The sequence below is a fragment of the Sphingosinicella xenopeptidilytica genome (genome assembly GCF_042676985.1).
Lineage (GTDB): Bacteria > Pseudomonadota > Alphaproteobacteria > Sphingomonadales > Sphingomonadaceae > Sphingosinicella > Sphingosinicella xenopeptidilytica.
In genome coordinates this window covers 268666-286207 of record NZ_JBHTIK010000008.1, presented here as the reverse complement: position 1 = coordinate 286207, position 17542 = coordinate 268666, and the positions used below count along the sequence as shown (strand labels likewise).

The window sequence follows — 17542 nt, the reverse complement described above, 5'->3', positions numbered from 1 at the left end:
CTTGTTGGGCATCACCGCTTCGAGAAATTGATCACACAAATCTGCAGAGTTGGGCTCAACAAAACAAACAGTTTGTTTGGATCATTCGAGCTTGACGGCGCATCGTCCGCTACTTCGCGAATGTCAGCTTTTCTCGTGGCCGTGCAAAAAAGCGGACAGGCAGAACACGGCCCAATTCATGCCGCTCCGAACTTCGCCCTGATGACCTTCGCGCCGTCGCGGAGTTGGTCGAGATAGTCCGACCAGTGCTGCATCATGCGGACGCGCTCCTCCCAGTACTCACCGCGCGTGTAGGCACGACGCACGCCGTTATTCTCCATGTGGGCAAGCTGGCGTTCGATGGCGTCGGCGTTCCAGATGCTCATTTCGTTGAGGAGTGTCGCCGCCATCGCCCGGAATCCATGGGCCGTCATCTCGTCCTGAGCGTAGCCAAGGCGCCTCAGCGCCGTGTTCACGGTGTTCTCTGACATGGGGCGGCGCGGGGTATGAAACGCGGGAAACGCATAACGACCGTGCCCGGTGTGCAGCTTCAGCTCGCTGAGGAGCGTCAGTACCTGCCGCGACAGAGGCACGCGGTGCTGCCGGCGCATCTTCATCTTTTCGGCCGGGAGCACCCATAGTGCCCGGTCGAAATCGAACTCCGTCCATTCCGCCTGCCTGATCTCGCCGGGACGTACGAAGACATGTGCGGACATCTCCAGCGCAATTCGGGTCACGGCATGTCCCGTGTAACCTGCGATGGCCCGCATGAGGGCGCCCGCGTCGGCCGGATTGGTAATGGCGGCGAGATGTTTGACCTTCGGCGTCACCAAGGCGCCGCGCAGGTCCGCCGCCACGTCTCTGTCGGCGCGGGCTGTCGCGATGCCGTAGCGGAACACACGGCTGATGACGCTGCGCATACGCCGCGCGCTTTCATAGTGTTTCGCGCCTTCGATGCGGCGGAGCACCAAAAGCACTTCCTGCGCGCCAATATGCTTGATCGGACGGTTGCCGAGCGTCAGGTAGGCCTTGTCGAGGAGCCAGCGGAGTTTCGCGAGCGTAACGGCGGAAAGCCCCTCGCGCTCGTTCTTGACATACCATTCCTCGGCAATGGCCCGGAACGTGTTGCTGGCCGCAACCTCGGCACGCATCTGTTCAAGCTTGCGCTCCTCGGACGGGTCCAGCCCGGCCGCAAGGCAGCGACGGGCTTCGTCTCGTTTCTCCCGCGCCTCGGCGAGGCTGAGCAACGGCCATTCGCCGAACGAGAGCGTCTTCTGCCGCCCCATGTGCGTGTAGTTCATCCGCCAGAGCCGCGTACCGCTCGGCTTTATGAGCAGATAGAGACCGTGCCCGTCGCCAAGCTTGTATGCTTTCTCGCGGGTTTTCGCGTTGCGGATCGCCAGCGCTGAGAGTCGCATGGTACCTCCTTCCGGAGGGCAACTCGATACCACGAAAAATACCATGGCATCGTCGTGGTATCGGGTGAATTTGCCCGATTGCCTGCGGACACCATAGCAAAAATACTTGAGAAAAACCAGTCACTTGGCGGACGAAAATGGACGTCCATGGACTGTTTCTGGTGCCCAGGAAAGGACTCGAACCTTCACGCCGTTACCGGCACTAGCACCTGAAGCTAGCGCGTCTACCAATTCCGCCACCTGGGCACGGGGTCGGATGCTCTCGCCCTGCGAGGCGATGCGGGTTACGGTCCGTCCCCGTGCTTGTCAATGGGCGTGCGTATGGAATATGCGGCGCGGGAACGATTTGGACTGGCCGGAAGGATTTGGGTTGTGGCGAAGCTGATTACGATCTTCGGCGGTTCGGGCTTCGTGGGGCGCTATGTGGTGCAGGCGCTGGCGAAAACGGGCGCGCGGCTGCGGGTGGCGACGCGCGATCCGCACCTTGCGCTGCATGTGCGCCCGCTCGCGGCGCTCGGTCAGCTTGATTTCGTCCGCACGGACCTCGGGAACGCCGCCTCGCTCGCCCGCGCGGTCGAGGGGGCAGACGCCGTCGTCAACCTCATCGGCACGCTTTCCGATTCGCACGGCGGCTTCGAGGCCGTTCACGTGAAGGGCGCCGGGGCGATCGCGAAGGCGGCTGCAGCGGCGGGCGCGACCTCGCTGGTGCACGTCTCGGCGCTCGGCGCCGACGCTGAGAGCGAGTCGGGCTACGGCCGAAGCAAGGCGCTTGGCGAGGCGGCCGTGCGCGCGGCCTTCCCGAAGGCGACGATCCTGCGCCCGTCGGTGATCTTTGGCCCCGAGGACGGCTTCCTGAACCGCTTCGCCGGTATGCTTCGCCTGCCGGTGGTGCCCGTGGTGGCGCCGGGCACGAAATTCCAGCCGGTCTATGTGGTGGACGTGGCGCGCGCCATCGCGGCCGCGGCCTCCGAACACGCGCTCCACGCTGGCAAGACGGTGTCGCTCGGCGGCCCCGACGTGCTGACGATGCGCGCGCTGCTCGAATGGCTCGCCGAAACCACGGGGCGGACGCCCACGTTCGTCGATGTGCCGGATGCCGCCGCAGGCCTGCTGGCGCGCTTCACCGGCTGGCTGCCCGGCGCGCCGCTCACAAGCGACCAGTGGAAGATGCTGCAGAGCGACAACGTCGTGCCCGAAGGCGCGCCCGGCCTGGCCGCGCTCGGGGTGGACGCGACGCCGATGGCGGCCGTCGCTCCGGGCTGGCTCGTGCGGTTCCGCCCGCACGGCCGCTTCAGCGTCGCCTAGAAGAAGGCGAGCAGTACGACGCCCAGCGCCACGCGGTAGACGACGAACACCAGCATCGATCCGCGGCGCAGGAAGCGCATCAGGAACGCCATCGTCGCCACGGCCGCGAAGAAGGTGAGCACGCCCGCGATCACGGCGTCGCGCTGCATCCCAGCCGACGCGTCGGCGAGGTCGAACGCCGCGAGCAGCCCCGCGCCGAGCACGGCGGGCATGGAGAGCAGAAACGAGAACCGCGCCGCTTCGGGCCGCGCATAGCCAAGGAGGCGCGCCATCGTCATGGTCACGCCGGAGCGGCTCGTGCCGGGAATGAGCGCGAGCGCCTGCGCGAGGCCGACGAGTGCCGCATCCTTCAGCGTCAGGTCTTCATAGGCCTTCACCTGCTTGCCCCAGCGGTCCGCCGCCCACAGCAGCAGGCCGTAGACAATGAGGTTGATCGCCACGAGATGCGTGGAACGAAAGCCTTCAAGATAGCCGCCGCTCTTCAGGAAGAAGCCGAACGCCACCGCCGGGATCGTGCCGATCACGATCCACCAGAAGAGTTTCCGCTCGGCCGGCGCTTTCACGATGCCGACGTTGGAGAGTCCGCCGCGCACAAGCCCCAGCGCATCGCGCCAGAAGTAAACGATGATCGCCGCGAGCGTGCCGACGTGCACGGCAACGTCGATCATCGGGCCCTGATCGGGGAAATCGGTGAGCTTGGGGATCAGAATCAGATGCCCGGAGGATGAGATGGGCAGGAATTCGGTAACGCCCTGAACGATGGCGATAATGAGCAATTGCAGAAACGACATGAGCCCTCCGGCGACAAGGTCGCGCGGAAATAGCACACCCGATTCGCGCCGTCCTCCCAGGAGTTAGGACCGAAATGGCCATTTATATACCCTTCGAACCTGAGAACGATTCTTGATAAGGCCATTTTCAGCCCATATTAGGTAATAATAACTTACCTATCTGCCGAAAATTGCGTGACAAGCGCCGTTTGCGACCGTAAAAGCCGCGCCGGAACCGCAAGGGGAAATCGGGTGGCCGAAAAGGATATGCTGAAGTTCGTTGGGCTCGCGCAGGCGTTTCCGGAAAAACGCCCGGCCGCCGAACGCGACGACGACTTCCTCGAGATCAACCGCACCTACATCCTTGCGAAGGCCGAGGAGCAGGCCTCGCGCTGCTCGCAGTGCGGCGTGCCGTTCTGCCAGGTCCACTGCCCGCTTCACAACAACATCCCGGATTGGCTGCGCCTCACCGCCGAAGGCCGGCTTCAGGAGGCGTACGAGCTTTCCGAATCCACATCGACCATGCCCGAGGTCTGCGGCCGCATCTGCCCGCAGGACCGGCTGTGCGAAGGCAATTGCGTGATCGAGCAGTCGGGCCACGGCGCCGTCACCATCGGCTCGGTCGAGAAGTTCATCACCGATACTGCGTGGAAGGAAGGCTGGGTCCGCCCGCTGCGTCCGCTCAGCGACCGTTCCGGCCAGTCCGTCGGCATCATTGGCGCCGGCCCCGCGGGCGTCACCGCCGCCGAGTATCTGCGCCGCCGCGGCTATGAAGTGCACGTCTACGATCGTCACGATCGCGGCGGCGGCCTCCTCACCTATGGCATCCCCGGCTTCAAACTGGAAAAGGAGGTCGTGATGCGCCGCCTCGCGCGGCTCGAGGAAGGCGGCATCGTCTTCCACTATAATTTCGAGGTCGGCCGCGACATGACGCTCGCCGCGCTCCGCGCGAAGCACGATGCGCTGCTCATCGCCACCGGCGTCTACAAGGCGCGCGACATCAAGGCGCCGGGCGTCGGCGCAAGCGGCGTCATCCCCGCGCTCGATTACCTGATCGCCTCCAACCGCAAGAGCTTCGGCGACAGCGTCCCCGCGTTCGAGGACGGATCGCTGAATGCGGAAGGCAAGCACGTCGTCGTCATCGGCGGCGGCGACACGGCTATGGATTGCGTGCGCACCGCCGTGCGCCAGGGCGCGGCTTCGGTGAAGTGCCTCTATCGCCGCGACCGCGCCAACATGCCGGGCTCGCAGCGCGAAGTGGCCAACGCCGAAGAAGAAGGCGTCGAGTTCGTCTGGCTCTCCGCACCGCAGGCATTCGACGACAAGGGCGGCAAGGTCGCGGGCGTTCGCGCGCAGCAGATGCGCCTCGGCGCGCCGGATGGCTCGGGCCGCCGCGCGCCTGAAGTCGTTGAGGGCGGTGATTTCCGCGTCGAGGCCGATCTCGTCATCAAGGCGCTCGGCTTCGATCCCGAAGACCTGCCGCAGCTGTTCGGCGCGCCCGATCTTACCGTCACACGCTGGGGCACGCTGCGTACAGACCACAAGACGATGATGACGAGCGTGGACGGCGTGTTCGCCGCCGGCGACATCGTGCGCGGCGCAAGCCTCGTCGTCTGGGCAATCCGCGACGGCCGCGACGTCGCGAAGACGATGCACACGTATCTCGCCGCCCGCGCGGGCGCGTCAGCCAAGAAAGCCGCCGCATGAAGCTCCGTCTCCTCACGCTCACGGCAGCGCTTCTGCTCGCCGCGCCCCCTGCCCTTGCGGCAGAGCCTGATCGCGCGTCGCAGCTCGTCGCCCTCATGGGTGTCGAAGCGAAGCTCGACGAGGTTTTCAGCGCGCTCGTACCGATGTTCGGCACGCAGGTCGTCGCGCAGCTCGAAAGCGACAAGGGCACCAGCGGCGCCGTTCGCAATCTCATCGAGAACGGTCGCGGCGGCCGGGAGCGGCTGCAGAAGATTCTGGCCGAGGAATTCCTCGCCGAACTGCGCAAGGCGTATCCGGCGATGCTCGCCGATTTCACGGCGGCCTATCGGGGCGCACTCTCGCCGGCCGAACTCGATGCCGCAATCGCCTTCCTGAAAAGCCCGGCCGGACAGAAATTCATCGCCGCCGAGAAACAGACCCAGGCGAGCATGAAAGCCATCGGCGAACGCGCCGGAATGACTGCGGGAATGGCCGCGGTCTCGAACGGATTTGCCCGCGCGCAGCGCGAAATGCTGGATGAAGCGAAATGATCAACTCGGCCGAACGTGAACGCATCGCCCGCGAGGGCATGTACCGCCCGGATATGGAATCCGATGCCTGCGGCGTGGGCCTCATCGCGGCGACCGACGGCAAGCCGTCGCGGCGCGTGGTGGCGCTCGGCATCGATGCGCTGAAGGCGGTCTGGCATCGCGGCGCGGTGGATGCGGACGGCAAGACCGGCGACGGCGCGGGCATCCATGTCGAGCTGCCCATCGCCTTCTTCTCGAAGCACATCGAGCACGCCGGCCACAAGCATCGTATCGACCGCCTGCTCGCCGTGGGGCAGGTCTTCCTGCCGCGCACCAACCTTGCCGAGCAGGAAACCTGCCGCAGCATCGTCGAATCCGAGATCATTGATTTCGGTTACGAAATCTATGGCTGGCGGCAGGTGCCCGTCGACAGCTCGGTGATCGGCGACAAGGCGAAGCTGACGCGCCCCGAGATCGAGCAGATCATGATCAAGGGACCGCAGCCCGGCGAGAACTACGAGAACCAGGCGTCGTTCGAGAAGGATCTGTATCTGATCCGCCGCCGCATCGAGAAGAAGATCATCGAGGCGCAGATTCGCGATTTCTACATCTGCTCGCTGTCGTCGCGCTCGATCATCTACAAGGGCCTTTTCCTCGCAGAGGCGCTCTCCGTCTTCTATCCCGATCTGCAGGACGAGAAGTTCGTCAGCCGCTTCGCGATCTATCACCAGCGCTATTCGACGAACACGTTCCCAACGTGGTGGCTGGCGCAGCCGTTCCGCTGCCTTGCGCACAACGGCGAGATCAACACGGTTCGCGGCAACAAGAACCTGATGAAGAGCCACGAGATCAAGATGGCCGCGCAGGCCTTCGGCGATCTTTCGGAAGACATCAAGCCGGTGATCCCGGCGGGCGCATCCGATACCGCCGCGCTCGACGCGACGTTCGAGGTGATGGTGCGCTCGGGCCGCGACGCGCCGACCGCGAAGCTGATGCTGGTGCCCGAAGCGTGGAACAAGGACACGACGCTCGCGCAGGCGCACCGCGACATGTACGCCTTCTTCGCCAGCGTCATGGAGCCGTGGGACGGCCCCGCCGCGCTCGCCATGACCGACGGGCGCTGGATCGCCGCCGCGGTCGATCGCAATGCCCTGCGCCCGATGCGCTTCACGCGCACCAGCGACAACTTGCTCATCGTCGGCTCGGAAACCGGCATGGTCGTGGTGCCCGAGGCGACCGTGATCGAGAAGGGACGGCTTGGGCCGGGCCAGATGATCGCGGTCGATCTCGATGAGGCGCGCTACTACGACGACAAGGCGATCAAGGATCGCATCGCGGGTGAGGCGGATTACGCATCGCTCGTGAAGGGCTTCCGCAACTTCGCCGACGTGCCGGGCGCGGACACGCCGGAGCCGGGGCAGACGCTCGATGCCGATGAACTCCGCCGCCGTCAGGTCGCCGCGGGTCTCACCATGGAAGACATGGAACTGATCCTCGCGCCGATGGTGGAGGACGCGAAGGAAGCGGTCGGCTCGATGGGCGACGACACGCCGCTCGCGGTCATCTCCGAAAACCCGCGCTGCCTGTCGCACTTCTTCCGGCAGAACTTCAGCCAGGTCACAAACCCGCCGATCGACTCGCTTCGCGAGACGCGCGTGATGAGCCTGAAAACCCGCTTCTCGAACTACGCCAACATCCTCGACAAGGATGCGAAGCAGCAGGGCGTCGTGGTGATGGAATCGCCCGTGCTGACGAACCGGGACTGGGCGCGGCTTCTCGCGCACTTCGGCGACCAGGCGGCAATCATAGATTGCACGTACGAGGTTGGGGGCGGCCCCGCCGCGCTTCGCGAAGCGATCGCGCGCGTGCGCGCCGAGGCCGAGCATCTCGTGCGTTCGGGCAAGAGCCAGCTCTTCCTCACCGACGAGAACGTTTCGAAGACGCGCGCGGGCATCACCATGATCCTCGCGGCGGCGGGCGTGCACACGCATCTCGTGCGCAAGGGCCTGCGTTCGTTCGCCAGCATCAACGTGCGCTCCGCCGAGTGCATGGACACGCATTATTTCGCCGTGCTGATCGGCGTCGGCGCCACCACGGTGAACGCGTGGCTTTCGCAGGAATCGATTGCGGCGCGCCACGCCAAGGGCCTGTTCGGCGACATGGACCTCACCACCTGCGTGAACCGGTTCCGGAAGTCGATCGAGGACGGCCTGCTCAAGATCATGGGCAAGATGGGCATCAGCGTCATCTCATCCTATCGCGGCGGTTATAATTTCGAGGCGGTCGGCCTGTCGCGCGCGCTCGTTGCCGATTTCTTCCCCGGTATGCCCGCGAAGATTTCGGGCGAGGGTTTCTCGTCGCTGCATGTGAGCGCGGGCGACCGGCACGCACTCGCCTATGACGAGGAAGTGACGGCGCTTCCCGTCGGCGGCCTCTATCGCTACCGCGCGAACGGCGAGCCGCACGCTTACCAGGCGAACCTCATCCATCTGCTACAGCAGGCGGTTGCGAGCGACAGCTATTCCACCTATCTGCAGTTCAGTCGCGGCGTGCGCGATCTGCCGCCGATCTATCTGCGCGATCTTCTGGAATTCAATCACACCCGCCCCGCCGTGCCGGTGGAAGAAGTGCAGTCGATCGCCGAGATCCGGAAGCGCTTCGTGACGCCGGGCATGTCCTTGGGCGCACTCTCGCCCGAGGCGCACGAGACGCTGTCGATCGCGATGAACCGCATCGGCGCCAAGGCGGTTTCAGGCGAAGGCGGCGAGGATCGCTCGCGCTACAAGCCTTATCCCAATGGCGACAATGCGAACTCGGTCATCAAGCAGATCGCGTCTGGCCGTTTCGGTGTCACCGCCGAATATCTGAACGCCTGCGAAGAGATCGAGATCAAGGTCGCGCAGGGCGCCAAGCCCGGCGAGGGCGGCCAGCTTCCCGGCTTCAAGGTCACCGAAATGATCGCGCGCCTCCGCCACTCGACCCCCGGCGTGATGCTGATCTCGCCGCCGCCACACCACGACATCTATTCGATCGAGGATCTCGCGCAGCTCATCTACGACCTGAAGCAGATCAACCCCGACGCACGCGTCTGCGTGAAGCTCGTCTCGGAAGCCGGCATCGGCACGATCGCGGCGGGCGTCGCCAAGGCGCACGCGGACGTGATCCTCGTCTCCGGCAACGTCGGCGGCACCGGCGCGTCTCCGCAGACCTCGATCAAGTACGCGGGCACGCCGTGGGAGATGGGCCTTACCGAGGTCAACCAGGTGCTGACGCTGAACAGCCTGCGCGGCCGCGTGAAGCTCCGCACCGACGGCGGCCTCAAAACCGGCCGCGACGTCGTCGTCGCCGCGATCCTCGGCGCCGAGGAGTTCGGCATCGGTACGCTCAGCCTCGTCGCGATGGGCTGCATCATGGTCCGCCAGTGCCATTCGAACACTTGCCCCGTCGGCGTCTGCACGCAGGACGAGAAGCTGCGCCAGAAGTTCGCCGGTTCGCCGGAGAAGGTCATCAACCTGATGAGCTTCATCGCCGAGGAGGTCCGCGACATCCTTGCGAGCCTCGGCTTCCGCAGCCTCGACGAGATTGTCGGTCGCACCGAGCTTCTCCGCCAGGTGAGCCGCGGCGCCGAACATCTCGACGACCTCGACCTCAATCCCATCCTCGCCAAGGTGGACGCCCCCGACAGCGAGCGTCGCTTCAACCTGAAGACGCGCCGCAACGAGGTGCCCGACAGCCTCGATGCGCAGATGCTCGTCGATGCCAAGGCGGTGTTCGACCGCGGCGAGAAGATGCAGCTCACCTACTCGGTCCGCAACACGCACCGCGCCGTCGGCACGCGCTTCTCCTCGGCGATCACACGCAAGTACGGCATGAACGGCCTCGCGCCCGGCCATGTCCACGTGCGTCTGCGCGGTTCGGCGGGCCAGTCGCTCGGCGCCTTTTCCGTGCAGGGCCTGAAGCTCGAGGTGTTCGGCGACGCCAACGACTATGTCGGCAAGGGGCTTTCGGGCGCCACGATCGTCGTGCGCCCGCTCGTCTCCTCGCCACTGAAGTCGAACGAGAATACGATCATCGGCAACACCGTGCTCTACGGCGCCACCTCGGGTCGTCTCTACGCGGCCGGACAGGCGGGCGAGCGTTTCGCCGTGCGCAATTCGGGCGCCGAGGTCGTTGTCGAGGGCTGCGGCGCCAACGGCTGCGAATACATGACCGGCGGCATGGCGGTGATCCTCGGCCCCGTGGGCGACAATTTCGGCGCGGGCATGACCGGCGGCATGGCGTTCGTCTACGACACGGCCGGAGACTTCGACACGCGCGTCAACCCGGACAGCGTGATCTGGCAGCCGGTGCGCGCCGCCTACTGGGAAGGCGTGCTCCGCGCCGCGATCGAAGCCCACCATCGCGAAACCGATTCCGCATGGGCGCAGACGATCCTCGAGGATTGGGAAACCGCCCTTCCCCGCTTCGTGCAGGTCTGCCCGAAGGAGATGGTGAGCCGCATCAAGCATCCGCTGGAGGATGCGGAAAGCGTGGTCGCCGCGGAGTAAGGTTGCAGCGCCGCGGGCTTCCCCGTATCACCGGGCTTAACCATGTGGCGCCTTTACCAATATCCGCTCTGCCCGTTCTCCCGGAAGGTCCGCCTCGCGCTTGCCGAGAAGGGCGTCGAGGTCGAACTCGTTCCCGAATTGCCGTGGGCGCGACGCGATGAATTCGTCGATCTGAACCCGGCCGGGCAGACCCCGGTGCTGATCGGCGATCGCGGCGCGGCGCTCATCGACAGCACCGCGATCTGCGAATATTTCGAGGAAACCATCGAGCGGATGCCGCTGCTCGGTGCGAGCGCCGCAGACCGTGCCGAGGTGCGCCGCCTGTGCGTGTGGTTCGATCAGAAATTCTACGCGGAAGTCGGCCACATCCTGCTCGCCGAGCGCATGTTCAAGCGCATCGTGCAGCGTGCATCGCCCGATGGCGGCGCGCTCCGCACGGCGGGCCGCAACCTCGAACATCACCTCGGCTATATCGAATATCTGCTCGATCACCGCCGCTGGCTTTCGGGCACGACGTTCGGCCTCGCCGATATCGCGGCGGCCGCACATCTTTCGGTGATCGACTATCTCTCCGCGCTCGATTGGCACGGCCACGCAACCGCGAAGCAGTGGTATTCGGCGATCAAATCGCGCCCTACGTTCCGCGCGCTCCTCTCAGAGCGCATGGACGGCCTCTCGCCGCCCGCGCACTACGACAAGCTGGATTTCTAAAAGGCCGTTTTACTTCGGCTTCGGAACCTTCTCGCGCGCCTTCTGGAGTTCGCGCTCGCGGCGCCACTGCTCGTATTCGTTTCGGCTGCAGCCGACATCGCCCGCAGGGCCGACCGCGCTGCACGCGCTGCTCGGCGCGACATTGCCCGGCTCGGTGAGCTTCAGCCGCTCGCTCGGAACGTCTGTGCCCGGCTCGCCCGGCTCCGGCGGGGTTTCCACCGTCGGCTCCTCGTCGGGGCGGCCGCAGACCACGATCTCGCCGCGGCGCTCCGGATTCGGGCAGTTTTCCGGCATCCACTGGTCGAGCGGCACGCGCTTCAGAACGCCGCTGTTCGTCACCGGCGGTTTGGCGCTCTCCGGCTGGGCGGCCTGAGCCAGCGCCGTACCGGATACGGCCGCGCCCGCCATTCCAATCGCTGCAACCAGTGCCAGACGAATCATCACGTTCCTTTCCGCCGCCGCCCGCTGGTGGACGGCGTCCTCACCCTTACCCAACGCCGCGCGGCGTGAACAGTGCCTGAACTTTTGGCTCAGCTCACAAGGAGTGCACGCGCCTGGCTGCCGAGATGCGCGAGCATCGCGGTGGTGACGACGCCGGACTTGCGCGCCCGCGCCGTGGCGTCCGCCATGCGCTGGATAAGGACCGGATTGGCCGCGCTCCACGCCTCGATCGCCTTCACCGGATCGCCGCCCTTTTTCGTCTGGCGCTTGATGAGGTCGATGCGCAGCTGCTCGAAATCGCGCAGCAGGCCCGCGACGAGCAGCCGTTCCCACGGGTCGGACGGTGAAAGCTGCGCGGTAACGCCCTTCGCCCAATCGAGCCCAAGCGTCTCGCCGACACGCGTGTAGGCATCGGCAATGGCGCGCTCGGGAACGCCGAGTTCGGATGCAAGCCGCGCGTTGCCGATCGCCCCGTCGAGACCTTCGAGTTCGACGAGGCGCTCGGTGATTTCGGCGGGCGCGCCGTCGCGCAGCAGTTCCTGCCGCAGCCGCTCGACCTGCGCGCGCGGTTCCGGCCGCAGCAATTTGTCGAGTTGCTTCGCGAGCCGCTGAATACCCGGTTTCCACGCCGAAATGCAGGCGGAGGGCAGATCGCCCGGCGCCGAAGCGCGGAGCGCATCCGCCATCTGGGCGCGCAGGCCGCGGATCGATTTCGCGTGCAGCACGATGTGCGTGCGCGCATCCACAGCCGCCGCGTCGATCGTCCGCCACAGATCGCGAAGGTCGAACAGCTCACGCGCCATGACGAAGGCGGAGGCGACATGCGCAAGGCTGGTGCCCTGCTCCTCCGAAAGCTCGAACGCGAGCGTGATGCCGCCGCGGTTGACGATCTGGTTCGCAAGCTTCGTTGCGATGATCTCGCGGCGCAGCCGGTGGCCGGTCACGCCCGCCTTGAAGGCTTTCAGAACGGCAGGTGGAAACGCCATTTCGAGATCCTGCACGAGCAGCGGATCATCGGGCAGCGGGCTTTCCACGATCGTGTCGTAAAGCGCCATCTTCGCATAGGCGAGCAGCACGGCGAGTTCGGGCCGTTCGAGCCCGCCGCCGGCAAGCGCGCGCTGAGTCAGTTGCTCGTCGCTCGGCAGGTTTTCGACCACGCGGTCGAGCCGCCCGCTCGCTTCCAAGAGCTGGATGACGCGCTGATAGGCGGGCAGCGCACCGCTGCCGCCGCTCTCGGCGACCGAAATCGCCTGCGTCTGCATCACGTTGTCGCGCAGCACGAGCTGGCCGACGTCGTCGGTCATCGATTCGAGCAGCGTGTTCCGCGCCGCCATGCTCATCTTGCCGGAAGCGAGCGCGGGCTGCAGCGCGATCTTGATGTTCACCTCGTTGTCCGAACAATCGACGCCCGCCGAATTGTCGATGAAGTCGGTGTTGATGCGGCCGTGGGCCCGCGCGAACGCGATGCGGCCCTGCTGCGTGACGCCGAGGTTGGCACCCTCGCCGATCACGCGTACGCGCATCTCCTCGGCATTCACCCGAACGGGATCGTTGGCGCGGTCGCCGACATCGGCATTCGATTCCGTCGCCGCTTTCACATAGGTGCCGATGCCGCCGAACCAGCAGAGATCGGCGCGGCTCTTCAGGATCGCGTGAATGAGGTCGCTTGGCGACAGGCTCTTCGCGTCCACGTCCAGCATCGCCTGCACCTCGGGGGTGAGTGCGATCGATTTCTGGCTGCGCGGGAAGACCCCGCCGCCCTTCGAAATCAGTTTCTTGTCGTAATCGTCCCACGACGATCGCGGCAGCTTGAACAGCCGGTCGCGTTCCTTCCAGCTTTTCGCCGCATCGGGTTCGGGATCGAGGAAAATGTGGCGGTGATCGAACGCCGCGACCACCTTCAGCGTCTTCGAAAGCAACATGCCGTTGCCGAACACGTCGCCCGACATGTCGCCGACGCCGATCACGCGGACCGCGTCTTTCTGCACATCGACGCCGCGCTCGCGGAAATGCCGCTGCACGGAAATCCACGCGCCCTTGGCGGTGATGCCCATCGCCTTGTGGTCGTATCCGTTGGCGCCGCCGCTCGCGAACGCATCGCCCAGCCAGAAGCCGTGATCGACGCTGATCGCATTGGCGATGTCGGAGAAGGTCGCCGTGCCCTTGTCGGCGGCGACGACGAGATAGGGATCGGGCGCATCGTGGCAGACGATGCCCGCGGGCGGCACGTCCTTGCCCTCCACGATATTGTCCGTCACCGAAAGCAGCGCGCGAATATAGATGCGATACGCCTCCTGCCCTTCGGCAAGCCACGCCTCGCGGTTCGATGCCGGCGGCAGCTGCTTGGGATAGAAGCCGCCCTTGGAGCCGGTGGGAACGATCACCGCGTTCTTCACCATCTGCGCCTTCACGAGGCCCAGCACCTCGGTGCGGAAATCGTCGCGGCGATCGGACCAGCGCAGGCCGCCGCGCGCGATGCGGCCGCCGCGCAGGTGGATGCCTTCCACGCGCGGGGAATAGACCCAGATCTCGCGATAGGGAACGGGCGGCGGCAGGCCCGGCACGGCATGGGAATCGAGCTTGAACGCCAGCGCTTCCGGCCCGGCGCCGGTGCCGTTCACGAACGCATTGGTTCTGAGCGTCGCCGAGATGATGTCGCGGTAGAGGCTGATGATGCGGTCTTCGTCGATCGCGGAGACATCGGCAAGGCCGCCGTCGATCCGCGCGCGGGCTTCGCCCATCGCTGCCTCACGCCCCTTCACGCCCGGCGTGAAACGCGCGCGGAACAGATCGACGAGCGCCGCCGTGATCGCGCCGTGCGCGCGCAGTGCATCCACCACCGTCTGCTGGCTGTAGGAGACGCCCGTCTGCCGCATGTAGCGGAAATACGCACGCAGCCACACGACATTGCCGATCGGCAGCGCCGCACCAACGACGAGCGCGTTGAATACGTCGTTTTCCTGCTCGCCCTTCAGGACCGAACGGAGCGCGGGTTCGGCGCGTTCCTTCACGAACGCCATGTCGATGGCTTCGCCGCGGCCGCTTTCCACCATGAAATCGTGGATCCAGCCGAGCCGTCCGCCCGCGAGGTCGAACGGATATTCCTCGATCACGCGGAAGCCGAAGTTCTCGAGCGCCGGGACCACCTCCGAAAGCGGAATGATCTCGCCGAGCCGGTAGATCTTGATGCGCAGCCGGTTTTCCGCGTCGCCGGGGCGGCGATAGATGAACACGTCGCGGTCGTCGCCGGTTTCGAGCGCGGTGAGGCGCATCACGTCCTCGGCCGCCTCGTCGGCGCTGAACTGCTCGCGGTACGATGCCGTGAAGCTGCGGCCGTGGCTGAGCGCGAGGCGTGCTGCGCGGGTCGCGCCCGCGCGCTCGGAAAGCGCCGCTTCCAGCGCCTCTTCCCAGCCGCGCACCAGCGATGTCAGCCGCGCGTCGAGCGCAGCTTCGTCGACCTCAGGCACCTGCCCCGGCGTTGTGCCGAGATAATATTGGACGCGCGCGAGCCCTTCGGCGCGCAGTTCCACGTCATAGCGCGAAAGCCGTGCCTGGAAGGCATCCTCCAGCATCGCGCCGACACGCTCGCGAATGCCGCTGTGATAGGCATCGCGCGGCACGTAGACGATCACGGATACGAACCGCCCGAACGGGTCGAGCCGCGTGAACAGCTTGGGCCGCGGGCGTTCGAGCAGCGACAGCATCCCGAGCGCCATGCCGGTCAGGCGCTCGGCGTCGACGAGGAACAGGTCCTCGCGCGGGAACGTGTCGATGATGTGCGCGAGCGCCTTGCCGGTGTGGCTGCGCGGATCGAAGCCGAGCGCCGCTTCGACGCGTTCCACCTTGCGGCGCACGATCGGGATCGACTTCGGCGAGGCCGCGAGCGCGGCGGAGGTGAACAGGCCCGCGAAACGGCGTTCGCCGATCACCTTGCCCTTGTCGTTGTAACGCTTGACGCTGACGACATCGTAGAAGGCGTTGCGGTGCACCGAAGAGACCGTGTTCGCCTTGGTGACGAGCAGCGGATCGGGCGTCGCCATGTAGGCGCGCAGCGCCGGGGGCAGCACCTCGAAGCCTTCGGCGCCGCGCCACAGCGGGAACGCCGGGTCGCGCAGCAGCCCAAGCCCCTCGCCCGCCTTCGGCTCAGCCTTGGTATCCGTGAGCGCGCGACCAAACTCATAGTCGCAGGCGCCGAGCAGTGTGAAATTGTCCTGCCCCAGCCAGTCGAGGAAGGCCTTCGCCTCCATCACGTCGTCGGCAGGCACCGGGATCGACGACCGGCCGAGTTCGGCGCGCGCATCGCCGAGCCGGGTGAGCATTTCCCGCCAGTCCTCGACCGCAACGCGCACTTCGGCGAGCACACGCGCGAGATCTTCGGCAAGCGCTGTGCGCCCGCGCGCGCCGACGCGGTCGGCCTCCACATAGATGAAGGACTCGCGAAGCTTGCCGTCGGCCTCGCCGCGCGCGGGCGCGAGGGCTTTCAGCTTGCCGGCCTTGTCGCGCTCGACCGCGAGTATGGGGTGCAGCAGCCGGTGGATGGTGATGCCGCTGCGGGTGAGCGCGGCGGAAACGGAATCGACGAGGAACGGCATGTCGTCATTGAGGATGCCAATCCATGTGCGGCGGCGGCCCGGTTCACCGTCGGAAGAGGCGATCTCGATAACCGGCGTACCCGGCGTACGGGCGTCGAACAGCCCGGCCGCGAAATCGACGATGGCGCTCGCAGCCCCCTTGCCCAAATCTTCGGTTTCGCCCGGAAGCGCGTGGTCGAAGAGAGCTTTTTCCAGTGATTTCAATAGGGTACGGGAAACTTTGGGTTTCGGCGCTTCGTTGGTCGCCGCGGCGGTCGCCATCTCAACACTCCGGATAGAGAATGAAATGGCCTTATGCGATTTTGCCTCCCGCGAGGCAAGTTTAGTGCGCGGCGAGGCGTTTCAGGGCCACTTCGAGCAGATTTTGGGTGTGCGGAACCGCTTCCAGCACATCAATTCCGCCCGAATCGCTCTTTTTCGCAACGAGCAACACAAACTCCTCGTCCGACTGCAGATCGATATGCGCAAGCGGCTCGGTCGCACGCAGCCGTGCCCGCACCGTCTCGGTCGTCTTGATCGGCGCCGGCTTCGCCTTCGCCGCCCGCTCCCGCTGCACCAGCCCCTTGAGCCCGCCTTCGGCACTCACGACAAAAGCAATAAACCCACCCGCCGGAATCCCGGCACGCACCGCCGCGCCCAATGCAGACGCGAACTCGGTAAGCCGCGTCTTGTCATAGTCCGAACCGAACACCAGCTTCGCCACCGCCGTCAACGGCGCCCGCGCCTGAACCTTGAGCCCGGCCTCGGCGAGCAGCCTCGCAAAACCCTCGGCATCCTCCTCAGAGGCAAGGTGGAAATCATAAGCATTGCCCAGCGCCCGATAGAGCGCGGCGCGCGAACGCTGGTCCGCCGTCTGCACCGCCGCCGCATTGGCACGCGCCACCGCGAGCCGGCCCGCAAGATCGCCCGGCTCCAGCTCGACGACCGCGGCTTCGGCCTTCTGCACGATGATCGGTTCGTCACCGTCGGCTTCATGTGCCTCGAACGCCAGCTGCGCCTCGAACTCAGCGCCCGCCAGTTCTTTCCAGTTGATCACGCCGTATATGAAATCGATGCTGTCATCGTCCGATGAGAGCGGCATCAGAATGCCGCGATACAGCGTGTTGTTCCCGCGCTGCGACACGAACTCGGCCTCGAAGCCGATCGGCGCGCGATTGGCGATGATCTCGAAGAAATGGTCGGTCAGCCGCGAGACGAGCGAGCGGCTCGGCACGTGGTCGAGCGCGATGTCGGCACTCGAAAGCCCGCACTCCTCGCGCAGCAGCGTCCCGATGTAGCGCAGGCGCGGGTTCTCGCGGTCTTCCGTGAAATCGAGCAGGATCGAGTGCGGTCCGAAATCGTCGAGGCTCGCCGGATCAAGGTCGGTCACGCTCGGAAACTCGCGCCCGCGCAGCAGCGACGCCCAGTAGTTGTAAGCGCGCACGTGCATCCGCCGCTCGTCCTGATCGGCGAAAATCGGCGGCGCCTCGAAATCCGGCTCGGAAAGATCGAGAAAGTCTTCGCTCATGTCGCTCATTTTCGAACCCAATTCGCCCCGCTGTGCTGAACAGTACGGACCATGCC

General features: G+C 65.7%; 10 protein-coding genes and 1 tRNA gene. 5 read left to right on the top strand and 6 right to left on the bottom strand.

Going from position 1 to position 17542, the window contains the following annotated elements; genetic code table 11:
* Positions 1-176 precede the first annotated feature (176 nt).
* Both ACFQ00_RS13850 and ACFQ00_RS13845 read right to left on the bottom strand, forming a co-directional pair.
* The gene (locus ACFQ00_RS13850; protein ID WP_381491931.1) at positions 177-1397 is read right to left on the bottom strand and encodes a tyrosine-type recombinase/integrase; all 1221 of its coding nucleotides are present in this window, start codon (positions 1395-1397) and stop codon (positions 177-179) included.
* A gap of 159 nt (positions 1398-1556) precedes the next feature.
* A tRNA-Leu gene (locus ACFQ00_RS13845) sits at positions 1557-1643 on the bottom strand.
* A gap of 126 nt (positions 1644-1769) precedes the next feature.
* Between ACFQ00_RS13845 and ACFQ00_RS13840 the strand changes: the two genes are divergently transcribed.
* Positions 1770-2702 (top strand): complex I NDUFA9 subunit family protein, encoded by a 933-nt coding sequence (locus ACFQ00_RS13840; protein ID WP_381491928.1) that lies wholly within the window; start codon positions 1770-1772, stop codon positions 2700-2702.
* Here the strand turns inward: ACFQ00_RS13840 and ACFQ00_RS13835 are convergent.
* Positions 2699-3493, bottom strand: a complete 795-nt coding sequence (locus ACFQ00_RS13835; RefSeq protein WP_381491925.1) for an undecaprenyl-diphosphate phosphatase — start codon at positions 3491-3493, stop codon at positions 2699-2701. The genes ACFQ00_RS13840 and ACFQ00_RS13835 overlap by 4 nt on opposite strands.
* Positions 3494-3724: 231 nt before the next feature.
* Between ACFQ00_RS13835 and ACFQ00_RS13830 the strand changes: the two genes are divergently transcribed.
* Genes ACFQ00_RS13830 through ACFQ00_RS13815 form a run of 4 tightly spaced genes read left to right on the top strand, consistent with a single transcriptional unit; the run spans position 3725 to position 10946 of the window.
* Positions 3725-5179: an NAD(P)-dependent oxidoreductase gene (locus tag ACFQ00_RS13830; RefSeq protein WP_381491922.1), complete on the top strand. Its 1455-nt coding sequence runs from the start codon at positions 3725-3727 to the stop codon at positions 5177-5179.
* Entirely contained in the window at positions 5176-5709 is a 534-nt protein-coding gene (locus ACFQ00_RS13825; protein WP_381491919.1) for a DUF2059 domain-containing protein, read from the top strand. The genes ACFQ00_RS13830 and ACFQ00_RS13825 overlap by 4 nt, the downstream gene beginning before the upstream one ends.
* Positions 5706-10235, top strand: coding sequence for a glutamate synthase large subunit (gltB, locus tag ACFQ00_RS13820; RefSeq protein ID WP_381491916.1), 4530 nt, complete (start codon positions 5706-5708; stop codon positions 10233-10235). Before ACFQ00_RS13825 ends, gltB begins: the two co-directional genes overlap by 4 nt.
* A gap of 42 nt (positions 10236-10277) precedes the next feature.
* Complete coding sequence (locus ACFQ00_RS13815; protein ID WP_374595217.1) at positions 10278-10946, top strand: glutathione S-transferase family protein; 669 nt, start codon at positions 10278-10280, stop codon at positions 10944-10946.
* Positions 10947-10955: 9 nt separating this feature from the next.
* Here ACFQ00_RS13815 and ACFQ00_RS13810 read toward each other — a convergent pair whose 3' ends face one another.
* The 3 genes from ACFQ00_RS13810 to ACFQ00_RS13800 form a co-directional block, all read right to left on the bottom strand.
* On the bottom strand, positions 10956-11390 hold the full coding sequence (locus ACFQ00_RS13810) for a hypothetical protein (RefSeq protein ID WP_374595219.1): 435 nt from the start codon (positions 11388-11390) through the stop codon (positions 10956-10958).
* A gap of 86 nt (positions 11391-11476) precedes the next feature.
* On the bottom strand, positions 11477-16240 hold the full coding sequence (locus ACFQ00_RS13805; protein WP_381491912.1) for an NAD-glutamate dehydrogenase: 4764 nt from the start codon (positions 16238-16240) through the stop codon (positions 11477-11479).
* A 61-nt stretch (positions 16241-16301) separates the two neighbouring features.
* A complete protein-coding gene (locus tag ACFQ00_RS13800) occupies positions 16302-17495 on the bottom strand; it encodes a PAS domain-containing protein (RefSeq protein WP_381491909.1) in 1194 nt (397 codons plus the stop codon).
* Positions 17496-17542 lie beyond the last annotated feature (47 nt).